The 22,673-nt window shown below is 44.4% G+C and carries 18 protein-coding genes; 12 read left to right on the plus strand and 6 right to left on the minus strand.

The window, feature by feature from the left end:
- The first annotated feature begins 113 nt into the window (after positions 1–113).
- From HNR77_RS15890 to corA, 4 genes are all read left to right on the plus strand, one after another.
- Positions 114–1,232: a DUF3048 domain-containing protein gene (locus HNR77_RS15890; RefSeq protein ID WP_184186163.1), complete on the plus strand. Its 1,119-nt coding sequence runs from the start codon at positions 114–116 to the stop codon at positions 1,230–1,232.
- A 230-nt stretch (positions 1,233–1,462) separates the two neighbouring features.
- The gene (locus HNR77_RS15895) at positions 1,463–2,080 is read left to right on the plus strand and encodes a DUF47 domain-containing protein (protein ID WP_184186166.1); all 618 of its coding nucleotides are present in this window, start codon (positions 1,463–1,465) and stop codon (positions 2,078–2,080) included.
- Between the two features lie 14 nt (positions 2,081–2,094).
- Complete coding sequence (locus HNR77_RS15900) at positions 2,095–3,084, plus strand: inorganic phosphate transporter (protein WP_184186169.1); 990 nt, start codon at positions 2,095–2,097, stop codon at positions 3,082–3,084.
- 403 nt (positions 3,085–3,487) lie between these two features.
- A complete protein-coding gene (gene corA, locus HNR77_RS15905; RefSeq protein WP_184186435.1) occupies positions 3,488–4,447 on the plus strand; it encodes a magnesium/cobalt transporter CorA in 960 nt (319 codons plus the stop codon).
- A 135-nt stretch (positions 4,448–4,582) separates the two neighbouring features.
- Here corA and HNR77_RS15910 read toward each other — a convergent pair whose 3' ends face one another.
- Together HNR77_RS15910 and HNR77_RS15915 are read right to left on the minus strand one after the other, a co-directional pair.
- Positions 4,583–5,671 (minus strand): DNA alkylation repair protein, encoded by a 1,089-nt coding sequence (locus HNR77_RS15910; protein WP_184186172.1) that lies wholly within the window; start codon positions 5,669–5,671, stop codon positions 4,583–4,585.
- 322 nt (positions 5,672–5,993) lie between these two features.
- Positions 5,994–6,623: a tyrosine protein kinase gene (locus HNR77_RS15915; RefSeq protein ID WP_184186176.1), complete on the minus strand. Its 630-nt coding sequence runs from the start codon at positions 6,621–6,623 to the stop codon at positions 5,994–5,996.
- Between the two features lie 498 nt (positions 6,624–7,121).
- Here HNR77_RS15915 and HNR77_RS15920 point away from each other — a divergent pair, with 498 nt between their 5' ends.
- Positions 7,122–7,412, plus strand: a complete 291-nt coding sequence (locus tag HNR77_RS15920) for a YerC/YecD family TrpR-related protein (RefSeq protein WP_017690665.1) — start codon at positions 7,122–7,124, stop codon at positions 7,410–7,412.
- Positions 7,413–7,415: 3 nt separating this feature from the next.
- On the plus strand, positions 7,416–8,195 hold the full coding sequence (locus HNR77_RS15925; RefSeq protein WP_184186178.1) for a sirohydrochlorin chelatase: 780 nt from the start codon (positions 7,416–7,418) through the stop codon (positions 8,193–8,195).
- Between the two features lie 245 nt (positions 8,196–8,440).
- On the opposite strand, the gene HNR77_RS15930 is transcribed toward HNR77_RS15925, so the two are convergent.
- Positions 8,441–9,139, minus strand: a complete 699-nt coding sequence (locus HNR77_RS15930) for an NPP1 family protein (protein ID WP_397366951.1) — start codon at positions 9,137–9,139, stop codon at positions 8,441–8,443.
- Between the two features lie 481 nt (positions 9,140–9,620).
- On the opposite strand from HNR77_RS15930, the gene HNR77_RS15935 reads away from it, so the two are divergent.
- Positions 9,621–10,505, plus strand: a complete 885-nt coding sequence (locus HNR77_RS15935; RefSeq protein WP_184186181.1) for a diacylglycerol kinase — start codon at positions 9,621–9,623, stop codon at positions 10,503–10,505.
- A gap of 644 nt (positions 10,506–11,149) precedes the next feature.
- Complete coding sequence (rlmD, locus tag HNR77_RS15940; protein WP_260410593.1) at positions 11,150–12,793, plus strand: 23S rRNA (uracil(1939)-C(5))-methyltransferase RlmD; 1,644 nt, start codon at positions 11,150–11,152, stop codon at positions 12,791–12,793.
- A 773-nt stretch (positions 12,794–13,566) separates the two neighbouring features.
- Here rlmD and HNR77_RS15945 read toward each other — a convergent pair.
- The 3 genes from HNR77_RS15945 to HNR77_RS15955 all read right to left on the minus strand — a co-directional run bounded on the left by HNR77_RS15945 (position 13,567) and on the right by HNR77_RS15955 (position 16,230).
- Positions 13,567–14,457: a Cfr10I/Bse634I family restriction endonuclease gene (locus tag HNR77_RS15945; RefSeq protein WP_179261680.1), complete on the minus strand. Its 891-nt coding sequence runs from the start codon at positions 14,455–14,457 to the stop codon at positions 13,567–13,569.
- Complete coding sequence (locus tag HNR77_RS15950) at positions 14,457–14,813, minus strand: helix-turn-helix domain-containing protein (protein WP_184186185.1); 357 nt, start codon at positions 14,811–14,813, stop codon at positions 14,457–14,459. Before HNR77_RS15950 ends, HNR77_RS15945 begins: the two co-directional genes overlap by 1 nt.
- 277 nt (positions 14,814–15,090) lie before the next feature.
- Positions 15,091–16,230, minus strand: a complete 1,140-nt coding sequence (locus tag HNR77_RS15955) for a DNA cytosine methyltransferase (RefSeq protein ID WP_184186187.1) — start codon at positions 16,228–16,230, stop codon at positions 15,091–15,093.
- A 222-nt stretch (positions 16,231–16,452) separates the two neighbouring features.
- Here HNR77_RS15955 and HNR77_RS15960 point away from each other — a divergent pair, with 222 nt between their 5' ends.
- The 4 genes from HNR77_RS15960 to HNR77_RS15975 are packed head-to-tail and all read left to right on the plus strand — an operon-like array spanning position 16,453 to position 22,557.
- Positions 16,453–17,571 carry a DNA cytosine methyltransferase gene (locus tag HNR77_RS15960; protein ID WP_184186190.1) on the plus strand — a complete coding sequence of 373 codons (1,119 nt, stop codon included), beginning with the start codon at positions 16,453–16,455 and terminating at the stop codon, positions 17,569–17,571.
- Positions 17,568–20,105 (plus strand): ATP-binding protein, encoded by a 2,538-nt coding sequence (locus HNR77_RS15965; protein ID WP_184186193.1) that lies wholly within the window; start codon positions 17,568–17,570, stop codon positions 20,103–20,105. The genes HNR77_RS15960 and HNR77_RS15965 overlap by 4 nt, the downstream gene beginning before the upstream one ends.
- The gene (locus HNR77_RS15970) at positions 20,102–21,838 is read left to right on the plus strand and encodes a DEAD/DEAH box helicase family protein (protein ID WP_179261671.1); all 1,737 of its coding nucleotides are present in this window, start codon (positions 20,102–20,104) and stop codon (positions 21,836–21,838) included. The genes HNR77_RS15965 and HNR77_RS15970 overlap by 4 nt, the downstream gene beginning before the upstream one ends.
- On the plus strand, positions 21,835–22,557 hold the full coding sequence (locus HNR77_RS15975; protein ID WP_184186196.1) for a hypothetical protein: 723 nt from the start codon (positions 21,835–21,837) through the stop codon (positions 22,555–22,557). Before HNR77_RS15970 ends, HNR77_RS15975 begins: the two co-directional genes overlap by 4 nt.
- Positions 22,558–22,673: the final 116 nt, after the last annotated feature.

Below are 22,673 nucleotides of genomic sequence, written 5' to 3' on the forward strand. Positions count from 1 at the left end.
AAAACGATAAACGAGCTGTATCAAGGCTTTTCAGGCGCAGACAAAACGGGAGCATTGTGATTAAATGGAAGGAAATACGTGAGATGGTTGTCTGCATGAGAGAAATATCACATATGACATCTGAAGGGAGTCAGCCAGATCGTTCAGGAGGTTTTATTTTGAATTCGTTTTCTTGGAAAAAAGCATTGCTGACAGCATCAGGCTGTCTTCTGGCTATTAGCCTTGTCGCTTGTCAGGATAAGGAGCTCGCCAAGGTTCCTCAGCCGGAGCCTGCACCTGCACCAGTGCAGGAAGAGCAGCCGATTGAGCAGCCTGTTAATCCGATGTTTACAGCTCCTTTAACAGGACTAGCTGTGGAGACAGCACCTACGGATCGCCCGCTGGCGGTCATGATTAACAATGCACCTGCGGCACGTCCTCAATCCGGGCTAAGCGCAGCAGACATTATTATCGAGGTGCTTGCTGAAGGCGGCATCACCCGTTTTATCGCGGTTTTCCAGAGTGAAGGCGGCGCAGACGCTGTTGGCCCAGTGCGCAGCATACGTCCGTACCTGATCGAGCTCGGCGAAAGCTATGATGGTGTGCTTGTGCATGCGGGAGGCAGCCCGGAGGCCTATTCTATTTTGCAAAAACAGCAGAAGCAGCATATGGATGAAATTTCGAATGGCGGCCCCTATTTCTGGCGCTCCAAGGATCGCAAGGCTCCTCACAATCTGTATACCTCTGTCGAAAAGCTTAGAGAGGGTGCAGAGAAGAAGGGGTACAGCCATGAGTTTCAATCTCCTGTGTATATGTACGACGAACAAGGGTCTACTTCAGCAGGGGAGGCTGTGAAGCAGTTTGAACTCCATTATTTATTGAATAGTTATAAAGTAACGTATGATTACGATGAGGTTAGCGGACGATATATGAGAATGGTTAATGGAAAGCCCGATGAGGATAAAGATAATGGCCATCAGCTTGGTGCAGCTAACATCATTGTTGCCGGAGCAGATCACAAGGTGCTCGACGATGTAGGCCGATTGGCTGTTAATGTGGATCAAGGCGGGGAAGCGATGCTGTTTCAGAAGGGAAAAATGATTCGCGGGCAGTGGGTGAGGAAAGAAGGGGATATCATTCGTTTCGTGCAGGACGGAGTGGAGATGAAACTTGTTCCTGGTAAAACCTTCATTAACATCGTTCCAAACGCCCCGGAATTTGCAGATCATGTGAAGCTCGGTGAGCAGTCATGATAAGCTTCTGGGTTGATTTTCCTGGAGAAATGTAAACGCAGTGTAAAATTTGAGTCTGATTTTGCCATAATTCCACATAATTAAGATTCATTTCAGGTTTATATGAGAAGAATATAAAAAAGCATCGCAGCTTTTGTACAAACCATGAAACAAATATGATAAGATATCAAAGGTTGTCATTTCATGTTTCATCGGTTATCAGCGCAATTTCTCGAAGAGGGGATAGAGCTATGAAGATTAAGAAGAAGAAGGATATATTTTTTGAAACACTGGAGAACATGGCAGATACGGTGGTTCAAGCGGCAGATTATTTCTCCCAGCATGTTTCCAACCTTCAGGATGTAACTCTTTTTGCTAATGAAATGAAGAAGTACGAGTCGCAATGTGATGACTATGTACACACCATCATTACAGAGCTGAACAAAACATTTATCACGCCGATTGAACGCGATGATATTATGGAACTGACAACAACTCTTGATGACGTATTGGACGGAATCGAAGCTACAGCTTCCCGTTTCTATATGTACCAACTGGTTGAACCGGATGAGTATATCATTCAATTTGCAGAAATTTTGCGTCAATCGGCTTATGAAATTCAAAAGGCGATTCATTTGCTGTCCCAGAAAAAATTGCTGGCGATTCGCGAATACACCATTCGTCTGAACGATCTGGAAAACCAGGGCGACGAGGTATTGCGTAACTGTATCAAGAATCTGTTCGCTACAGTATCCGATCCGATTGAACTGATCAAGCGCAAAGAGATTTATGAACGCCTTGAAACGACAACGGATGATTGTGAGCATGTTGCCAACGTTCTTGAGTCCATCATCATGCGTAATTCTTAAGGAGCCAGAGACTAATGGAAACAACGATTTGGGTATTAGGTATAGTCGTCTTCCTTGCACTGGCGTTTGACTTCATTAATGGTTTTCACGATACAGCCAATGCAATCGCAACTTCGGTATCAACACGTGCATTGACGCCGCGCCGGGCTATTCTTCTGGCGGCTGTGATGAACTTTGTCGGTGCAATGATGTTTACAGGTGTAGCGAAGACGATTGGGGGGAGTGTGACGGACCCCACCAAGCTGGATAACGGCATCGAGGTCGTCATCGTCACCTTGATCGCCGCTATCATATGGAATCTGGTGACATGGTGGTTTGGAATTCCTTCTTCCTCTTCACATGCGCTGATTGGCGCGCTCGCGGGTGCTGTACTCGTTGGAGCAGGTTCGGACAAAGTGAAATGGACGGGCTTTATTGATATTGTAGGCGGTTTGCTGTTATCACCTCTGATTGCTTTTGCGATTGGTTATATCGTCATGACGATTCTCAAATATGTATTTGCCAAACGAAGCCCGCATAACGTCAATAAAGGCTTCCGTACGGTACAGATTTTCACAGCTGCACTGCAGGCATTTACGCACGGTACTAACGATGCGCAGAAGGCTATGGGGATTATTACATTCGCGCTCGTCGCAGCTAAAGTACAGGATCATCTCGAAGTACCGCTGTGGGTAAAAATTTCGGCGGCCACTGCGATGGCACTGGGAACGTCCATTGGTGGATGGAAAATCATCAAAACGATGGGCACGAAAATTTTCAAAATCGAACCGATTAACGGCTTTGCGGCAGATTTGTCGGCGGCCTCCGTTATTTTCACGGCAACGCTGCTTCACCTTCCGGTAAGTACTACACATGCGATTACATCCGCCATTCTGGGTGTAGGTTCCGCTAAGCGCTTCTCGGCGGTAAAATGGGGACTGGCTGGCCGTATAATTATTACGTGGTTTATTACGATTCCAATTACGGGAGCTCTTGCGGGACTGCTGTACTGGATTATTTTCTAAACCGCTCATATAAAGCAACACATCCGTGGATATGTTTTAGAAAACCGAACAATGGTCTGTCTATAACCATGTGAATATCGGGATATGTGGATAATTAATCAATGATATGGAAAATAGGCTGTGCACGAAATTGTGGACAGGCTGGATATGTGGATAGCCATCCGTGGAATGATAAACCAAAAGAAATCTTCCTGTGGATACAGGAAACTGTGTGGATAGGGGAAATGAGAGAAGCCAACCGGGTTGGCTTTTTTTGTTTGTGCTTGTCGTATCAAGCCACAATAAGTCATATCAAGTAAAACATCTGCAGCGATGACTTACTCCGTAAAGAAGACGTGTGAGGCTTGGGCGTTGTATGATAACAGAAAGAACTTTGACAAGAGACAAGGACGTGGTCTACTCCATGATTCGTACACTTGCAATTACGCGGGATCATCAGGTTACCGTGAACATGCCGCTGGAGCAGCTGGAATTGAGCGATTATGCATGGGTATGGGCAGATTTCAACCAGCCGACAGAAGAAGAGAGCCGATTGCTGGATAGATATTTTCATTTTCACCCGTTAGCGATTGAGGACTGTATGCATGTCTTGCAGCGGCCCAAACTGGACTATTATGAAAACTTGCAGTTTCTCGTGCTGCATGCACTGAATCCGGTCACGCTGGAGGCCGAAGAGGTGGATTTGTTTCTGGGAGCCAACTTTCTGGTGTCTTTTCATCATGGGAAGCTGGAAGAAGTAGATGAAGCCTGGGATCGTTTGCTGCAGCATGCACACGAACGAACGATCTGGGCAAGAGGGCCGGTCGCGGCAGCCTATACCGTGATGGACAAGCTGGTGGATCATTATTTTCCGTCCCTGTTTGCCATTGAGGATGAGCTGGCTGAATTGGAAAACCGCGGCGGTCAGGAGTCGGTAGAGGAACTGATGAATCAGGTATTTGACCTGAGAAGTCGACTGCTGAAGCTGAGACGCACCGTTGTTCCCATGCGTGATCTGCTCTATCGGGTCGTGAATTCACAGCATGTGCAGCGATCAGGGGAGCATACGGTGTATTTCACTGATATATATGACCATTTGCTCAAGCTGGCAGATATGATTGAAGCGGATCGGGAGATGACGGCCGATCTGCGTGACAGCTATATTTCGCTGAACTCCAACCGCATGAATCAGATTATGAAAACTTTAACCGTAATTACAACCGTCTTTATGCCGCTCACCTTGATTGCCGGTATCTATGGAATGAACTTCACCCATATGCCAGAGCTGCAATGGAAATACGGATATGGTGCCGTGCTGCTGTTGATGTTTGTGCTGGGCGGCTGCATGGTGGCGTGGTTTGTGAAGCGAGGCTGGTTTAAGTAGGCAGGGGCTAGTTGCCCCTGTCTTGTCTCATTTTATTGTTCTATCCACATGTGAATAAGTCATTTCGTTGATACATAGCTGCTGTGCATAAGTAAAAAGAGTAAAAATACGACCAGTTCTGCCTTAAACGCAGGCTTAATCTACCTCAAGCACAAACGAAACAGTTTGCATTTCCTGCCCGTTCACGACAATCGTGAGCGTATGGAGTCCCGCGTAAAATTTGCGAGTGGTGATCAGCTTGAAGGATTGCTTGGTCGCGACTGGCGTGCGGCCTTCTGGATACATTCTGTCAGAGCATTTGAAGCGCTTGGGTGCCTGCTTGCCGTTAGCCTTCATATAACCGATCTCATATTCAATTCGCAGCATCTGCGGCTCCCCACTTGTATTGACCACATCGAATGAAAAATGAAGCTCCTCCCCTGTCGCGATGGTATCCCGTTCCAGCTTGAGGTTCTCAATATGAACAGCTTCCTGTTTGTTGTAGCCGAACAAGCTTAATGCAGCGGGATGCCCTTTTTTGAGCAGTGAACGACTCGCGTGACGGATAATCCAGTCCGTATGCGGGTGCTGGCCATGCCAGGACTGAGCTAAATCCAGTACGAGATCCGCATGATCTTTGGAGATATCGTTCAGGTGATTGGCGACACTTTTGCGTACATAGAGAGAGTTGTCCTGCCGGAGTGCATGCAAAATGGGAAGCACCGGCGTCGGATCAGCAATAAATTCACCAAGCTTGGCTCCCCATGGCAAACGAGGGCGGCTGCCTTCACTGGCTAACCTGCGAATATGCTCATCACTGCTTTCCGTCCATTCCATCAGCTGTTTGATCGTCTGGAGAGGGTAACGCTGAATAAAGGGGCGCACCGCAAACTCCGAGCTGGAATAAGGTGTAACAAGCGCAAGATACTTTATGGATAGCTCGTATCTGTCTGGTGCAAGTCCATTCACTTCAATGAAGTCAGGTATGAAAAGAAACTCAACACCCCGCAGCTGCGGAGCTGCCTGCCCGATAATATGTAACGCTTCTTCATAATCTGCTGGAAGCACCTGAGTCAAAGCTTCCGTAATGCGACGAATTCTTGCCTTGAATTCGAGTGTCTCCCAGCCCTCGGCAAAGATCAACTCATGAAATTGCTGTGTCTGCAGCTGCGGATAAAACTGGCGAAGCTGGTCAGCGGTCCGATCAACCAGAGCGGGGGTATATTTGTCTTTGAACAGTTCCATGGTCTGCCTCCTTATATGTATTCTCTAGTATAAGTTGAACTAAAGAATTTACACAGACCACTCCGATGACAGAATAACCTTCCAATCGCTGTTATCCCCAGATTTTTTCGATCCTCTTTTCCAAAGGGGAAAATCCGGTGATAAAGGCGACCGCTCCGCTTTTTCAGGTTTTTTCTGTCCTCTCCGTTAACGTGTAAATGAAGAGTTCAACTTATATAGTATACCTCATTTTCTTTGGATGAGAACATATGTTTCTGATAAATATATCTTGAAAAAAATTATTCAGACACCCCGCCTTCGTACAGGGGGTGTCCGAAGGAAACTAGCTTTTGCGTCTTTTGGGGCGCGGTTTTGCAGTAGAGTTTTTGCGGCGTGCCGGAGACGAGGTGCGTTTGCGCTGCGTGCCGTTCGTTTGTTTGCGGCGCTTGCGCGGGCGAGGCTTGGAGTATTCTTCGAAATCAGCGTCTGCTTCACTGCTGCTATTTTTATTTTTGCCAAAAGGCAGAATGCCCATGACAAGCTTCATCATCGGTGCCATCTGCTGAATACCGCCAACGACCTTCTGCATCTTGGCTACACCGTTCATGATGCCGTCAATACCGCCGAAGCGGTCAATCATGCCTTTGAGCTCCCCCAGATTCGCGAGGGAAAAGCCTGAACTACCTGAAGATGCGGGTGTCTGGGCTGGAACAACAGGGGTAACTGGAGTGCCGCCTCCCAGAAAGCTCCCACCCGGTGCACCTTGCCCGTAAGGCACAAGACCGGATGCTTCCACTTCAGCGAAGCCCGGGTATTGCGGATCAACTCCAGGATACATCGGCTGAATCTGGGCTTCATTCAGAGAACGCGGGACACCATAAGGTACATAGGCCGATGTATGGGCCTGCCGATGACCAGGAGGAGCCGGCCGCGGCCGTGTTCCCGGCTGACGATGGTAATAATGCTGTGGCATGAACGATCACGTTCCTTCTATATTGGATTTCGGAATTGCGTTCCACCGAGGGTCCCGGAATGGATTTTTACCGAGATATCATTGGAGTGAAATGAGGAAACAACAAGCAAGGTGGAACTCCCTTTTGATATACTGTATGTCATTCGCGGAGAAGCGGCGTAGGCGAGTGTCACGGGAAACGGGATATTTGCGGATTTGGGCGCAGATGGCATGTAGGGAGCGGGAATGTGCCTTGAGGAAGAAAAATGAAGTTTGGACACAAATTTGTCACAATTTAGTTGTGTAAAATCCTAGAGGAATAATCGGATATAGTTCCCTATAAATGGGGATAAACTGCGATATTTAGGGGTAATGTCCACGAGTGAAGGACAATGATACTGTTTGTAAGCGTTAACATGTGTTTTTATTCTGTAGTGCGTGAAATCGTTAACGCTTGAAATACCAACTCAGGGTAGGTACAATGTAGGTACACAGTAACCGCTAGGGGATGATAAATAAATGCAGCTGAAAAAGCTAAATGATAAAAGTATTGAACAACTATTCGAGGCCATCCTGACACTGAAGGATATTGAGGAGTGTTATGTCTTTTTTGATGACCTCTGCACCGTAAACGAGATTCAATCCATGTCCCAGCGTCTGGAAGTGGCACGTATGCTTGGTAAAGGCAATACATATAACCAGATTGAAGCGGAGACTGGCGCGAGCACAGCTACAATCTCGCGTGTGAAGCGTTGTCTGAATTACGGCAATGATGGTTATAAGATGACGCTGGAACGCCTGGGGCGCTAATTCATGAAGAAGCCGGGTGTACTCATCATTAGTCACGGTTCTCAGGAGAAGACCTGGGTTGAATCCGTCGATGACGCGATTTCCCGGCTGAATCTACCTGAGCCGCTGCCTGTCGAAGCCGGATTTCTGGAACTCGTGGATGGACGTTTAATTCAGGACGGTATCAACCGACTGGAAGCTCAAGGTGTAACGGATCTGCTCGTTGTACCTCTCTTTGTTTCGTCTGGAAGCACACATGTGGACGAGATTGAATACGCGATTGGAGCCAAGGAAGCACCTGAACGGGAGACTGATCTCGAACCTTTCGAGGTACAGGCCCGGGTTCATTTCGGTTATCCGGTGGATGATGATCCAGATATTGCGGTGATGGTATGGGACAAGGTTCAGTCATTGTCACAGCAGCCCGAAAAGGAAACTATTCTGCTTATCGGTCATGGAAGCATCCATGACGGATTTCGCCAGCGCTGGGAAGCCGGCATAGCTTCTCTTGCCCAACGCGTGCAAGATATTAGCGGTGTAGCTTATACAGATTACGCGCTGCTTAATCCCGAGAGTGTGCATGACAAGGCGAAATATTGGAGCGAAGAGCGTGGAAGCCGTGTGATTGTGGCGCCGCTGTTTCTGAGCGCCGGTTATTTCACGCGTCATGTTATTCCAGAGCGGCTTCAAGGTGTGGAGTTCGCATATAGCGGGGAGACGCTGCTGCCTCATCCACTGCTTGGTCAGTGGCTGGAACGGCAAATTCAGTTTTTGTTAGAGCAGTGCAATAGCGCTCAGGATTAAGGAAAGGAATTCGCGTCAATGGCTTTTAATTGTAAGCATCCAGTCAGCATAATGAAAACCACGTCCGAGGACGTGGTTTTTTGGTTCGGATTTTTAGTTAGGCAAAACGTAGTCAGTAAGCAGTTAAATTTAGATAATGAATACGATAAAATCTTGGGATAACAGCGGCTCTCAAGGTTATTCGTCCTTGAAGTGGGCCGTGTAAAGTCTTTGGTTCAGATTAAGAATAATCATTGCATTATTCATTATCTAAACCAGGCTTTGTTCAGGTTGTTCGTAAAGTTGTTATCGTTAAAAGGCACATTGGCGCTTCCGAAGTCCGTTGTATTCAGTGCATTGCGTGCGGCCGAAGTCAGATCATCCCAACCAATCAGCGGCTGAGTTCCTCCGACCACATTGGTTACCCCCAGCTCATGGTTAAGCGGCCAAGTGCTGTTGTAAGAGATTTTCGGATGATCCCCCTGCATATTGCTTGAGCTTGGAGCTACGTTCGTGAACTGGCCGTGACCGGAATAGGCGACGGAGAGCACTTTCGGATTGGCTACAGCGGGATTGTCTACCCACACGACAATGCCTTCCCAATCATGACGATGACCAAATCCGGGAGATGGATTGTCTTTCGGGAAATACCATGCGTACATGATCGCCCACACCCCGTTATGCCAGGCAGAACGGGAGTAGACCTGGCCCAGATTGGAGCTGCAGCCGCCATTGTGTGATCCTGATGTTGCCAAGCCTGCACTTGTGTTGCCTTGTGCATCTACAGCGGGGAAAGGCACGCATCCATGATAAACCTTCAAGAACGGCTGGAAACGCTTCGCTGTAATCTGTGTAGCGGTCACGGGTGTGACCTCCTGAAAGCCGACGACCTGATCATGATTGATCACTGCCGCATCGGCGGTAGTAACCAGAGGCATAAAGGCGAGGAGGGTGACCATGAGCATCAGTACAAGTTTTTTCGTTTTGTTCATCATGCAATTCTCCTTTGCGACATAATGGAGTGCTGGTTGTTATGTATGAGACATGTACTCCCATCTTACTGGAAAAATATTGATTATATTTATATTTTTATATTGAGATTTGTAAATTTGCGGTATATTTATGTCATCATTAAAGGATGCCTGAAAGGGTAGGAGAGATTAATTCGTGTTCAGGCGGGCAGAATTGAAGGATAGGCAGTTTTTTTTGCAAAAACGAGTTGTGGATTACAGGCTAGGACATCTTTACGTTTGGTGATATGATAGAAGTAGCGGTCTATGGAATGAGACGAAATTCCTTTGGCATAGATATGAATGTGGAACGTATTGTTTGGGCGGGATGAATTGAAGTTTAATGTTGTGTTAAATGGCGGCCTTTACTGAAAAGTGAACAAAGCGGATGAGGTCGTTCCGACTCATGGATAATGTGGAATAGGTGGCGTATCAGATGAAAAGAGCTCGATTAATATATAATCCGACCTCCGGCCGGGAAGAAATGAAGAAACGTCTGGCAGATATTTTGCAGCGTCTGGATCAGGGCGGTATTGAGGCTTCCTGTCATGCAACAACGGGTGAAGGGGATGCAACGCGGGAAGCGGAGCTGGCCATTGAACGCGGATATGACATGATTATTGCGGCAGGCGGCGACGGCACGTTGTATGAGGTCATTAACGGCATGGCTGAACGGGAGAATCGTCCGCCGCTGGGTGTATTTCCTTTGGGAACGACGAATGATTTTGCACGTGCGCTCGGTATTCCAAGACAATGGGAAGATTACGTGGATTTGGTCATTCATCAACAGACACGTCCGCTTGATCTGGGCAAGGCGAATGATAAATATTTTATTAATATTGCAGGCGGCGGGTCGTTAACCGAGTTAACCTATGAAGTGCCGAGTCGTCTGAAAACGATGATCGGGCAGCTGGCCTATTATATGAAGGGCATCGAAAAGATGTCGAACCTGTCCCCGCAGGAGCTGATCATTCGTGCGAACGGACAGGAAGAAATTCATGATGAATTCATGCTGTTCCTCATTGCCAATACCAATTCCGTCGGCGGCTTCGAGAAGCTTGCTCCTGGTGCAACCATTGATGACGGGATGCTCGATGTGATTGCAGTGCGCAAGTGTAACCTGGCCGACATGATCCGCCTTGTTACGCTGGCGCTGCGTGGGGAGCATCTGAACGACAAGAAGGTTCTACATTTCCAGACCGATCATATGGAAGTGACCTCGCCAGGACATGTGCTGCTCAATCTGGACGGGGAACTGGGCGGATCACTGCCGGCAACGTTTACGAATCTCAAGCATCATCTGCAGCTGTTCCATCGGTAAAATGAAGCAGCCCCTGTTTGGGGCTGGTGTGGTGGAATTGGTCCGACAGTATTTCTAAGAGGCACAATAGTATATGTAGAGTACATGAGTACTGCTTTAAGAGCGGACTGTTGTGTAAGAGTAAATGTGAGACGTGGAGCGCATGAGCATATGTAAGGGTGCGAGAGTACGGGAATGCGAGATAGCAATAGTATGTGTAAGAGTAGTGCGAATGTATGTGTAGAGAACGATAGTATATGTAAGAGCACTGCTGTTGTGGGAATCGCTTGGTAAGCCTGGAATCGATACATTTTGTGCTAACGATTTCAGGAAGCCTTATTTTGGCGAAATGAGTGCATTTGGAATTCTAACGATTCGGTGAGACGCTATTTGAGGTAAAATGACTCAAAATGGCCGATAAACTCGATTTTACATTGAAATAACGTCTCTGAGATTCGTTAGAATTTTGGAACGTTATTTTTGGCGTGAATAAGCTTCCCAGGATTCGTTAGAATTCAGCGAGCATAAGCGAGCGGTGCCCATCCTTTTAAAAAATTACCTGCATCGTCTCTGGATGACGCAAAATGCGACTTATTGCTGGATTTAACCACTGCCTTTGCAGGCGGTGTACTATATAAGAAAGAAGTGAATGTACGTTGTCTAATATGAACCGTAGCGGTCGTGGAAAAAACCGCCGGAATTCGGCTGCTCCTCAAGGGAAAGGGAAGACTTCAGCGTCCCGTCAGCCAAGTCAATCAAACCAATCAAGAGCTCGTGAATCGGCAGCACCAATCGAAGGATTGCCCGTCAGTAAAAATGAAGAAACCGTCATTGATATCATCGGCATGAATCATGACGGCGAGGGCGTAGGCCGCGCGAATGGTTACACACTATTTGTGCAGGGTGCTCTTCCGGGTGAAACCGTGCGTGTGCGCGTGATGAAAACGAAAAAGCAGTATGGCTACGCCAAGTTGCTGGAGATCGTCAAAGCAAGCCCGGATCGCGTATCCGCGCCATGTCCGATCTATGATCAGTGTGGTGGATGCCAGATTCAGCATATGAGCTATGCTGGTCAATTGGCGTGGAAACGTCAGCTGGTGATCGATAATCTGCAGCGCATCGGGAAGCTGAACGTGTTGGTGGAGGATGAGACTCAGGTAAGCGAGCCTGAACAATCTCCATTCGATGAACAAATCGAAGAAAAAACCAACGAGAGTAATCGAGTACGTCTGCGACTTGAAGGTGTCATGAACGAAGAAGACACTGAGCATGCAATCCGTGTACTGCCAACGATGGGCATGGACGAGCCGTGGCGTTACCGGAACAAAGCACAGGTGCCGATTGGCGCAGCTGAAGGTGGTTTAGTTGTTGGCTTTTATGCAAAAGGAAGCCATCGGATTGTCGACATGGATACCTGTCTTATTCAGCATGAGCACAACGATGAAGTCGTGGCTAAGGTGAAGGAGATCGGCAGCCATCTTGGTATTAGTGCATACAATGAGGAAACAGGCCGCGGGTTACTGCGCCATGTCGTGGTGAAAAAGGCGTTCCGTACAGGCGAGATGATGCTGGTGCTGGTCACGAACGGTCGGGATATTCCACATCAAAACGAATGGATCGGCAGCATCCGCGAAGCGATTCCGCATGTGGCGAGCATCTGTCAGAACGTAAATAAAAAGCAGACAAACGTTATTTTCGGTGACGAAACCCGTGTCCTGTGGGGGCGTGATGTCATCTATGATTATATCGGTGATGTGCAATTTGCAATCTCTCCGCGTTCGTTCTATCAGGTCAATCCGGTACAGACTGAGGTGTTGTATGGAAAAACGGTAGAATACGCCGGACTGAGCGGCAAAGAAACCGTTATTGATGCCTATTGCGGCATCGGAACGATTTCTCTTTTCCTGGCGCAGCATGCGGATCAAGTGTATGGGGTAGAGATTGTGCCCGAAGCTATCGAGGACGCACGAAGCAATGCCCAGTTGAACGAGATGCGCAACGTCAAGTTCGAAGTCGGCGCCTCCGAGGACGTCATTCCGCGCTGGAAAGAACAAGGCATCGAAGCCGACGTCATCGTCGTTGATCCACCGCGCAAAGGCTGCGACCCGCGTTTGCTGGATACCATCCTTGAGATGAAGCCGGAACGCGTGGTGTACGTGAGTTGTAATCCGAGTACCTTAGCACGAGACCTGCGTGTACTGGAGGACGGCGGCTATCGCACGGTGGAGGTAACGCCTGTGGATATGTTCCCGCACACGGTGCATGTGGAATCGGTGGCGATGTTGGTGAGGAATGGTACAGAGGGCTAAGAATGCAGTGATGGGGTGGGTGTGGGGTAATACAGATGAAATGAAAACTGAAGCGTAAAAATACTAGAGTTGGCTAATTGGTAACGAAAAAATATACACGCTAGTCAAGGACACCTGGAGTTGCATTCAGGTGTTTTTATATTAGAAATAAAAAGGATGTATCCAGAGGTTTCCGGTTATTAATACAGAAATATATTAACAACGTGGTTGATTCTAGTACTTGAAAAAATAGTTCCTAATTATGACGATTAAGATGAAAGGGTGTTACAGATGAAAATTAACTAAAATGCAAAGGTTGAATGCCCATTACGGTTTACAATAAACTTGTTCGTGATCTTATTCCTCAGGTATTTTATCACTGAAGGGACCTTGCTGTTGCTTTTTGCGTTCAAAATGATAATACAGCCTATATAGGCAAATTTATTTTGTACAGCGATACAAGATAGCGATGCTTATGAGCGGACCCGACTCGTAGAATAAACACCCCATCCTCGAAACGTGTCGTAGACACCGATTTGATACACTCGCTTCTGAGGTCCGCCTCACGCTTCCGCCTTTTCCTATATCAAGGCAAATGCTGTTCCCACGTTGCACTATGTACGGTGGTCAACGCACGAATGATCTCGAAAATTGGCTGATTTTCTTGAACATAATCTAAAAACTGAGCTTTTAGAAAAGGAGCATTAATAGTGAATTCAATTTCAATGATCCTTATTAAATGACGGCGAATTGTTTAAAATTATTTTAGCGTTATTCTTTAGAGTCTCCCGTCTCTATTGATGGGGGGCTTTTGTTTTTAAGATCGTATTAAGCATTTTTTCTATGTCATCAAAAGTAAGGAGGGAGTAAAGACCATCCACTGCTCTCTCAGGCAAGGAATCTACATTAACAATAGTATGGGTTGCTGCTGTTTGTAAGGCATCATCATCAGCACCACTTATAATCTCACTAGAAGCACCATAATATTTAAAGTTTGCCTCCCGGTTCCAGTGACGCATCTTCAAATGAGCAAATAATGATTTTAGAATGTTGCCTTCGTGTACGACTTGGAGCCTTCTATCAGGACGTAAAGATGTTTTGACCCCTATTCCTGCTTTCAGGCTATTCCAACGACACTTATTTTCGAGGATCTTATATAAATTAACGGCATCCATAATATTTTGAGTACCAAGACAGGATATGGGTATGTTATGTTCATCCAATATTAGGTCTTCTTGTTCTACTATTAATAAATCTGGATTTGAAGTGATCAACCGCACATTGTTTTTAAGTAACGATATTTCCAGTTGTTTTAGCATTCTATCTGTTTTTTCTTCAAAAATTCTACGGAAATCAAATGAGCTAACGTTGGGCATTTTAACGATCAACACGTCATCTAGATTGTGTCTAATACGGTAATTCCAAGCATGGACAGCTATGAAAACTTCAAACCAGAATCCCCGGGTATTTGAGAAAGCTTGTGAATTAGGAACCATCATGTTTTGTGCCAATGCTGCATTCTTTGTGTGCATTTCAAGTTTGTCGAGGTTTTCTTTAATAGTTCCTGTCGGGAGGTTATCTCCATATACCTCAGCTAGAGCTATAGAGGGTTTTATCCGTGTTTTTTGGTTATTTTCCGTACCGTACAGTTCAACGCTATAGCTTTTCAAATAGTCAAATTCCACTATTCTGAGTTACCTCCTGTTATTTTGTTTTCCAATCTTAGTAGTTCTTTAGCGATGTGAAATAAAGTTTGCCGTCCATCTGGACTCAGACTGTTAAATGTATTTAGTAAGGCATCCCAATTTTCTTCGTACACTAACCCTCTTTTTTGACCAAATAAAATGAAATCAATTGTTACATGAAACTCATTTGTGATTTGAGCTAAGATTTCGAAACTAGGCAGGTTTTTTCCAGATTCAATATTATGAATGTGACGCTCAGACAAGCCTAAAAACTCGGAAAAAGCCTTCGCTGTCCTATAACGGCTCTTTCTCACGAGTCTAATCCGCTTACCCACCTCTTTTAAATTTAGATTCACCATGTCACCTCCTTAATTGGAGTATATCTGCAAAGAGGACGGTGAAAAATGAATCATTATTTCCTATAAAAAAGAAAAATAAATTCATTTTAAGAGATGTGCCAGATAACTTGTTGTTTTTAAAATCATGTATAATAACACTTTGAAAAACGGTGATACTATTAAGGAGGATCCTAACAAGCTTTATTAACGTATCAGACAGTTTCTCTCAATTTTTTTACAAATTTAATAGAAAAAGAGCAGTTCGCATATTATGCGAACTGCTCTTCTAGGGATGTTATACAGAATTTTTGTTAATAGTTTCATTTGTTAATCTTATCTTTTCTGTGCGTTCCTGAACCGCAATGTTGTAGTTATCTAGAACTGTTCTAATCTCTTCCGCTAATAAATTTGCAAGTTTATAGGCTACTCCGTTGCTTATCATCTTAAACATCTTATCTAGCGGTATATCTTCCTCAAAATGATACCAGTCAGGGACAGATTGGAGCCGAAGTGCTTCACGCACGGTTAAGCGCCGCGGTAGAGTAGGGTGAAGATGTACCTCATTATTACCATATGCTACGGTTGGGCTATATCTGAAGCGGTGTAGGCGTTTGAATGATTTCCTCTTAACGTCACCTTCAAGTACGGTGAAAAATCGTTGAGAGTAGGGATTAAATGAAACATGATTTGGCAATTGTAATAATTCGTTTTGGTTTCCTATAACCGAATGAATGGTTAGTTGGTATTGATCGGGTGCGAGATTAGCAATGTAGTCAGCTTCACTAACTTCAGTCCCGATCTCCCATGTATCAGGCCATTCAAATGATTTTTTAGGATCCTGATAGACCGGAGCAGGCCATTTAAAAGTTTCAAAGCCCCGCTGTCTTAAAGTAATAGGAATGTATTTCCTAAATCCTACAATAAATACTCTTGACCGATCTTGCGGAATTCCATAGTTAAGCGTATTAAGCACCTTAAATTGTACTTCATAGCCAAGCTCCTCAAATTTATCAATGAGAGGATTTAAAGCCTGAATTCGATGTTTTTTTGTTTTGTATAAGGCTTCAACGTTCTCAAACAAAAAAAAGTCTGGCTTCAGTTTCTCAATTTTATCTAAGAAGTCCCAGACAAGCTTCCCTCTATCTCCCTCAACCCCAGGACTATTAGCATTTCCAATTGAATAGTCTTGACATGGGGGCCCCCCAATGATTCCAACTGCACCTTTGGGAATGTCTTTTATAGGATCAATTTGAGTAACGTCACCTGTGATAATTCTATCAGGATGTCCATAACGCTGCCTCATGTTGTAGTTATTTGACTGAGCAAATTGTTTTATTAATTCTGTTCCCCAAATAATAGAAAAAGCATGCGTCTCGGTAAAGCCTAAATCGAGAAAGCCTGCACCAGAAAAAAGCGAAATAACGGGATAGGTCATTATTTTAATAAGTCTCCTCTATCTTGAATGCTATTTTCTATTATCACCGATTATCGAAGGATATTCAATAAACTTTCAGGAAAAAACGAATATATGTTCCCTGGAGGATTTTAGGTATAATATGTAGTATGATTCAAATTAAAATCTCCCTTTTAAATTTTTTCGTACGGTACAATTTAAGAATACTTGACTTGTGTGGCGAGTGTGAAAGGATGTATTGAAATGAACAATTTTTATATCAATACAATACCGATACCTATCTTATCCTTTTTTACTGGTGCAGGATTTCTAGATATCGGTTTTATGCAAGCAGGATTTCAAACGATTTGGTCTAACGAATATGATCGTCAGTTTGTGAAGGGGTTTGAATATGGACTTAGTTCCATGAGGGTGCAGCCTCATAAAATCACTAACTGTTCTTCAATAGTTGAGATAGGTCCTAATCAAATCGCCAAAGAGGCCTTTCATAATACCCAAATTCCTGAAACATTCGGGATTATTGGAGGGCCTCCATGTCCTGACTTTTCGGTAGGCGGAAAAAATAAGGGACGGACTGGAGAAAATGGAACCCTCTCAAAGGTGTACGTTGATAAAATAATGGATCTTCAGCCATCCTTTTTTTTATTTGAAAATGTAAAAGGGCTTTTTAAAACTGCAATACATCGTGAGTTTTTCGATAGTCTGAGAATGCAGTTTTCAGAACACTATTTGACAGATGTACGCATATTGAATGCGCTCGATTTCGGTGTGCCACAAGACAGGGAACGCGTGTTTATGGTGGGGCTGAAAAAGAAGTGGCTAAAAAAGAAACTTGGTGTAAGGAATATCCCCAAGGACTATAACTGGTTTCAATGGCCGGAGGACCACCGTTTTGCGGGAGCGAAACAGCGGTTTACTTGGCCGCGGGAAAACCCTTTTGGATTCAATCCCGAGAAACCCTCTGATATTCCAGAAGAATTAATGGTGGGTCCAATAATATGTAATCTGGATGAGATAGCTTTATTGCCAAACGGTCTTGAAGGATTAAGGCCATTAAGTGATAAGTATTATGTTATTCATGAAGGGGATGTTTACCGAAAAAGTTTTAAACGGCTGCATCGTTGGCGATATAGCCCTACTGCGGCATACGGTCATAATGAGGTTCACTTGCATCCGACACAACCAAGGAGGCTTACTGTCAGGGAAGCACTAAGAATTCAGAGTGTTCCGGATGACTATGTTTTACCGCCGGAAATGCCACTAACTTATAAGTTCAAAACAATCGGTAACGGCGTGCCAGTGAAGCTGGCACATGCAATGGCGGTAGCAATAAGGAAAATGATAGAGGGGGAACCTATATGATACAGCCAGGGTTGTTTTTTGATTTTACACCGGATCCAAAAGTGCTGATAGCTTTAACTCACACACCAATGCTTCCTTTAGATGCGTTATGTGAATTGATCGATAATGCGATAGATTCATTTCAGGCTGCTAAACTTATAGGTGTAAAAATAGATAATCCATTAATCTCAATTGAATTGCCAAGAAATTCAGATCTCAATAAAAATGTAGGAATAGTACGTATTCGTGACAATGGGCCAGGCATGACGGCTGAAATGGCTGAGAAATCAATAAAGGCGGGATTCTCTGGTAATAACCCTTACGACAGTCTCGGATTATTTGGTATGGGGTTTAATATTTCTACAGGTAAATTAGGTAGAGTAACCCGGCTACTGACAGCTCGGAAGGATGAGAAGAAGGCAATAGAGGTTATTATTGATCTGGATAATATTAATCAATCCAAAAATTATCAGCTTCCTGTTAATATCGTTGATAAACCTAGAGAAGTCAATTATGGGACTGTTATTGAAATAAGCCATTGGTGGCCTGAGGGGAATGCAAACAGTCAATTTGTCAAACGCCTGATTCAATACGGGCTTCCTAAGGTCCGTTTTGAGATTGGCCGACGGTATGCTTCAGTGTTATCTAAACGTGAAATTAGAATATTGGTGAATGGAGAGCCGTGTGAAGCATTTGAGCATTGCGTTTGGGATTCCAATAGATATGTTGAGCGAAAAGGGCACGGTCAGATTCAGGCAAGATATGATTTTGACCATATTATAGGAGTGCAGAGGAGATGCGGTAACTGTACAGCTCTAGTACCGACCGGACTAATTGAATGTCCTGCTTGCAAATCTTCAAGCATTCGAAGTGTTGAGGAAAGAGTCAAAGGCTGGGTTGGTATTCAGAGGTTTGACGACAGTACGGAGTACGGAATTGATCTGATCCGGAATGGACGAGCAATCCGAATAGCTGAAAAGACAGCTTTTTTTGAATTTGTTGACGAATTTAAAAAAACGATTAAAGATTACCCTATTGATGGGCCGTATGGGAGGATAGTAGGTGAAGTACATCTCAATCATGTTCCTGTAGATTTTCTCAAGCAGGATTTTCAGCGAAGCAGTCCTGAATGGCAACGTGCTATTTCGTATTTAAGAGGTGACAGTTCCTTACAGCCAACTCAGCCTGGTGCAGGTCAAAATGAAAGTTATATTTATAAATTGTTTCAAGGTTTCCGCAGAGTAAGAAAACCTGGAAAATCAGATTTGTATATGGGGTATTGGGATAAGGAAGCGAATGAATCAAAGAGGATATCTAGAGATGTTGAAAAAGAATATTATCAAAAATTTCTTGTGAAACTCCCAGGGTATTATGATGATTCAGAATGGTGGAAGCTCGTGGAACAGGCTGATTCCCCTCCGCTTGAGGAACTTGCAGAGTGCCCAGCCTGCAGTGCACAAAATCTTAAAGAACATGATACGTGTGCCGTATGTGGTTTTGTATTAATAGGTAAGCCATGTATCAATCCGGAATGTGAAAACGAAATACCGAAATCCGCACACTCTTGTCCAGAATGCGGAATGTCACAGCATCCAAAAGTCGAAGAACCATGGACATGCCAGGTTTGCGGTATGAAAAACAGGGCAGCAGAAAAAAACTGTACATCCTGTAATGAAGAAAAAGGTTCCGAGAATACACTTTCAAAAGAGTTCCTTTCTAAGAATGCTAATAAATCAGATGATCTTTCCATACCGGGATGTTCTATTATGTTAGCTGATGGCACATATAGTTCCCCTGTGAATGTAAATGTGTATATAACACAGCTATCGATTAAGGCTAATCAGCAACAAGAAGGGGTCCCTCTTATTGCTTTTAAAGGGGAAGAAATCGATATATATCTTGATAAGACGCACAAAGTATATAAGTCTTTCCGAATCCGTCCAGAGCAAATGATAGCCGCAGAGGTAGCACTTTACATCTACGATATGAACCGAAGACTCTCCGGAAAACAATATCAGGGTCAACATACGCTTTCTAATATTGAATGGCAGATATTGAATAGCAGATGGTCGGATAAGTTAGAGGATAGCCCTGAGAAAATAAGAGAAGAGATCAACGGATTCTTTGCCCAATTAAAGGAGAAGCTTCCGGAACTCCTAAAGGAAATGGCCGTTGATATTTTTAATGAAATGCCCGAAGGGCAGAAGAAAGCTATGGTTGATAACATGCTTAATCAAAGCGCTGATATCAGTCAGCTCGGGGATATGAAGGAAAGTGGCGCGTTTTTATTATATATTGATGAGGATGGAATAACTGATATATTCAAAAGGTATCCACACATTTTCTTTGATGGTGGAATATGGGATGTTTCTTATTCCAGTTCCGCAGAACTAACAGGGAATATTTTGCAACAGGCACAAATAAGAATCCGGAACATTTATCTGAACTGTTTAAATGATATAGCAAATTATATAAAATACCGTTTCTCTGAGGCAAGCATTGGACAAAAAACAAGGTTGTCTTTGGATTTCCTACAGCAAAAGGTGATGAAGTGAGCGTTTTTATCAGTGATACAAACCTGAGGTTCGGTACGTGGCAGGCATTTGAACGGGTGGTCTCGCGCTTACTAGCCCATGAGGGTTTTGAAGGTATAAGACTTGTTGGACAGTCTGGTGACCGAGGGGCGGATGTTCTTGCACATCGGGCCGGTAAGCGATGGCTGTTTCAAATGAAACATTGGAAGAACAAGGTCGGTGTCGATGTTGCGGACCAGACGCTGGAGGCCATGAGAATATACAGGGCTCAAGTCCCAGTTATTGTAGCTTTAAATGGGTTTGATGAAAAGTTAAAAGAGCACCAGAGAGCTCTCATGAGTAGAGGAATCCCGCTTCAGTTGTGGGATACAAAGGCTCTTGTCACAAAGGCAGAGAAACTTCCAGAGATGCCCGTACTTGACAGAGTTCCGCGGGAATATCAGGAACAGACAATCCGTTCAACGATCCAAGCTTTTAACGAAGGGAAAAAAAAAGCTCTTGTCGTGATGGCTACGGGTCTTGGAAAAACATTCGTCGCATGCGAAACGGTTAAACGGATTAATGCTGTTTCTCCGGTAAGGATTCTTGTGATAGCTCATACGAATGAACTTGTTTACCAGATAGAGAAGGCTTTCTGGTCATTTTTATCTAAGGAACAGGAAACAGCAGTATGGAATGGGTATGAGCAGCCTGGAGAAGAACGGCTTAAACAAAGTAGTGCGGTTTTCGCGTGTTTAAATACTGTTGCTGATTATGTTCAGCGGGGAAAAGAACTGCCGCATTTTGATCTTATTATTATAGATGAATGTCATCATGTGGGCGGGCAGATGTATAATGCTGTTTTAGATGATACCATGGCTGGCTCGGAAAATGGCCCTTTTCTTCTCGGGCTAACAGCAACACCTTGGCGTCCAGATGATGTTGACCTTTCGAATTATTTTGGTGAGCCTCTAGTTCGTGTAGACATTGTTACCGGTTTGCGTAATGGCTTTTTATCAAATGTTGACTACAGGATGTATACAGATAATATAAATTGGGAAGCTTTAGGCCAATTAAAAGGGAAGAATTTTTCACCGCGGCAGATAAATAGAACACTATTTATTACTGAATGGGACGATGCTGTCGTCTTTGAGCTGAAGAGGGTTTGGCAAGAACAGCGTAAACCGCGGGCTATAGTTTTCTGTGGCACGATAGACCACGCCGCAACTATGAGGGACAGGATTAACTCACTTGGTTTTTGTAACGCGTCAGCAATATATTCGCAAACCTCTACAGGACGTTCGATGGGCCCGGCAGAACGTAACCGTATACTTTGTGATTTTCAAGACGGGGCGATTGATGTATTATGCGCCGTTGATATACTGAATGAAGGCGTTGATGTACCTGATGTAAACATTATTGTGTTTCAGAGAGTAACCCATAGCCGCAGAATATTTATTCAGCAGTTAGGCAGAGGTTTAAGATTGTCGAAAGACAAGGAAAAGGTTATTGTTCTCGACTTCGTATCTGACATACGCAGATTCGCGGCAGGTATTGATTTAAAAGATGGTCTCTTTGAAGATGGACCCGCTCCGGGTAACCCGGTCAGAATCAGTTTGCCGCATAAAGTTACTTTCAGAAAAGCTGGCGGGGAGGACCCGCAGACCGAATCATTCATGAGGCAATGGATTGAAGATGTGGCTGCTGTTGAAGGGGCAGGCGAGGATACAAGCCTACTAAAATTTCCACCGGAATTGCCAGGAGGACGAAAATGACATTTGATGAAGTAATTAATGATATCGAGAAGATGGTTGGTTTGGAGTTAGAAAGTATTAAACCGGGTGCCAACATAACTCTTACTGGGATAGACAGGGAAGCTAAGAGGATTGAATTGGTTACTTATGCAGGCAAGGCAAAAACAAGGCCTTTTAGCGAACTGAAGAAAATATGGGATAAGTTATGTTCTACGCCAGCTGCACACGTAGATAGTGTTCTTGGGGGATCCGGCTCAAGCAGAAATCAGCCGGAAACCGTAATGGCAAACTTGCCATACATTGAGTGGTTTTTTATGAACGGTAAAAAGCATCTCGCATTGATGAAAGAACCGACGCATGATTATGGAACGCTTTATAAAATGGATGAGATGGATGCGGAAGAATTAAAGCAAAAGTTGCAGACCATTGACAAAATTGCATGTGAAGTGGTAGTCCTTACGGACGATATTAAATCTGCTGCAGTCGCTTATGAGGATATGACAGGAGTGCCGTTAAAGCCATTGTCGCCTGGAGTGTACGAACAAATTCAGGACAATGTGAGATTTATTATAGTGTCAAGGAACAGCATACTTGGACCCGTTGAAACAGGGACATATGTAGTTGTGAAGGGGAACACTATTTCTGGGACGGGAAGTGTAATAACGATTAATGACAAAAACTACTCAATTCAGCATGTAAATGGGCTGAATCTGATGGTATGCTTAACCAAAAGTTATTGAGAATAAACCTTCGGATGTGAAAAAGTATGCTAAAACTCATAGGAAGTTTCGACACGGTCAATGATGTACATGATTGGACTCACGAATGTGCTAAAATTTATAAATCACATAGCGCA

This window comes from Paenibacillus sp. JGP012, assembly GCF_014203995.1.
In the GTDB taxonomy this organism is placed as follows: Bacteria; Bacillota; Bacilli; order Paenibacillales; family Paenibacillaceae; genus Paenibacillus; species Paenibacillus silvae.

Excerpts from the sequence above, each read along its gene's own strand:
- rlmD (WP_260410593.1), top strand. The coding sequence starts at position 11,150 with ATGAACCGTAGCGGTCGTGGAAAAAACCGCCGGAATTCGGCTGCTCCT.
- HNR77_RS15975 (WP_184186196.1), top strand. The coding sequence starts at position 21,835 with ATGACATTTGATGAAGTAATTAATGATATCGAGAAGATGGTTGGTTTG.
- HNR77_RS15925 (WP_184186178.1), top strand. The coding sequence starts at position 7,416 with ATGAAGAAGCCGGGTGTACTCATCATTAGTCACGGTTCTCAGGAGAAG.
- HNR77_RS15965 (WP_184186193.1), top strand. The coding sequence starts at position 17,568 with ATGATACAGCCAGGGTTGTTTTTTGATTTTACACCGGATCCAAAAGTG.
- HNR77_RS15955 (WP_184186187.1), bottom strand. The coding sequence starts at position 16,230 with ATGACCTATCCCGTTATTTCGCTTTTTTCTGGTGCAGGCTTTCTCGAT.
- HNR77_RS15930 (WP_397366951.1), bottom strand. The coding sequence starts at position 9,139 with ATGCTCATGGTCACCCTCCTCGCCTTTATGCCTCTGGTTACTACCGCC.
- HNR77_RS15890 (WP_184186163.1), top strand. The coding sequence starts at position 114 with ATGACATCTGAAGGGAGTCAGCCAGATCGTTCAGGAGGTTTTATTTTG.
- corA (WP_184186435.1), top strand. The coding sequence starts at position 3,488 with ATGATTCGTACACTTGCAATTACGCGGGATCATCAGGTTACCGTGAAC.
- HNR77_RS15900 (WP_184186169.1), top strand. The coding sequence starts at position 2,095 with ATGGAAACAACGATTTGGGTATTAGGTATAGTCGTCTTCCTTGCACTG.
- HNR77_RS15920 (WP_017690665.1), top strand. The coding sequence starts at position 7,122 with ATGCAGCTGAAAAAGCTAAATGATAAAAGTATTGAACAACTATTCGAG.
- HNR77_RS15895 (WP_184186166.1), top strand. The coding sequence starts at position 1,463 with ATGAAGATTAAGAAGAAGAAGGATATATTTTTTGAAACACTGGAGAAC.
- HNR77_RS15910 (WP_184186172.1), bottom strand. The coding sequence starts at position 5,671 with ATGGAACTGTTCAAAGACAAATATACCCCCGCTCTGGTTGATCGGACC.
- HNR77_RS15935 (WP_184186181.1), top strand. The coding sequence starts at position 9,621 with ATGAAAAGAGCTCGATTAATATATAATCCGACCTCCGGCCGGGAAGAA.
- HNR77_RS15915 (WP_184186176.1), bottom strand. The coding sequence starts at position 6,623 with ATGCCACAGCATTATTACCATCGTCAGCCGGGAACACGGCCGCGGCCG.
- HNR77_RS15960 (WP_184186190.1), top strand. The coding sequence starts at position 16,453 with ATGAACAATTTTTATATCAATACAATACCGATACCTATCTTATCCTTT.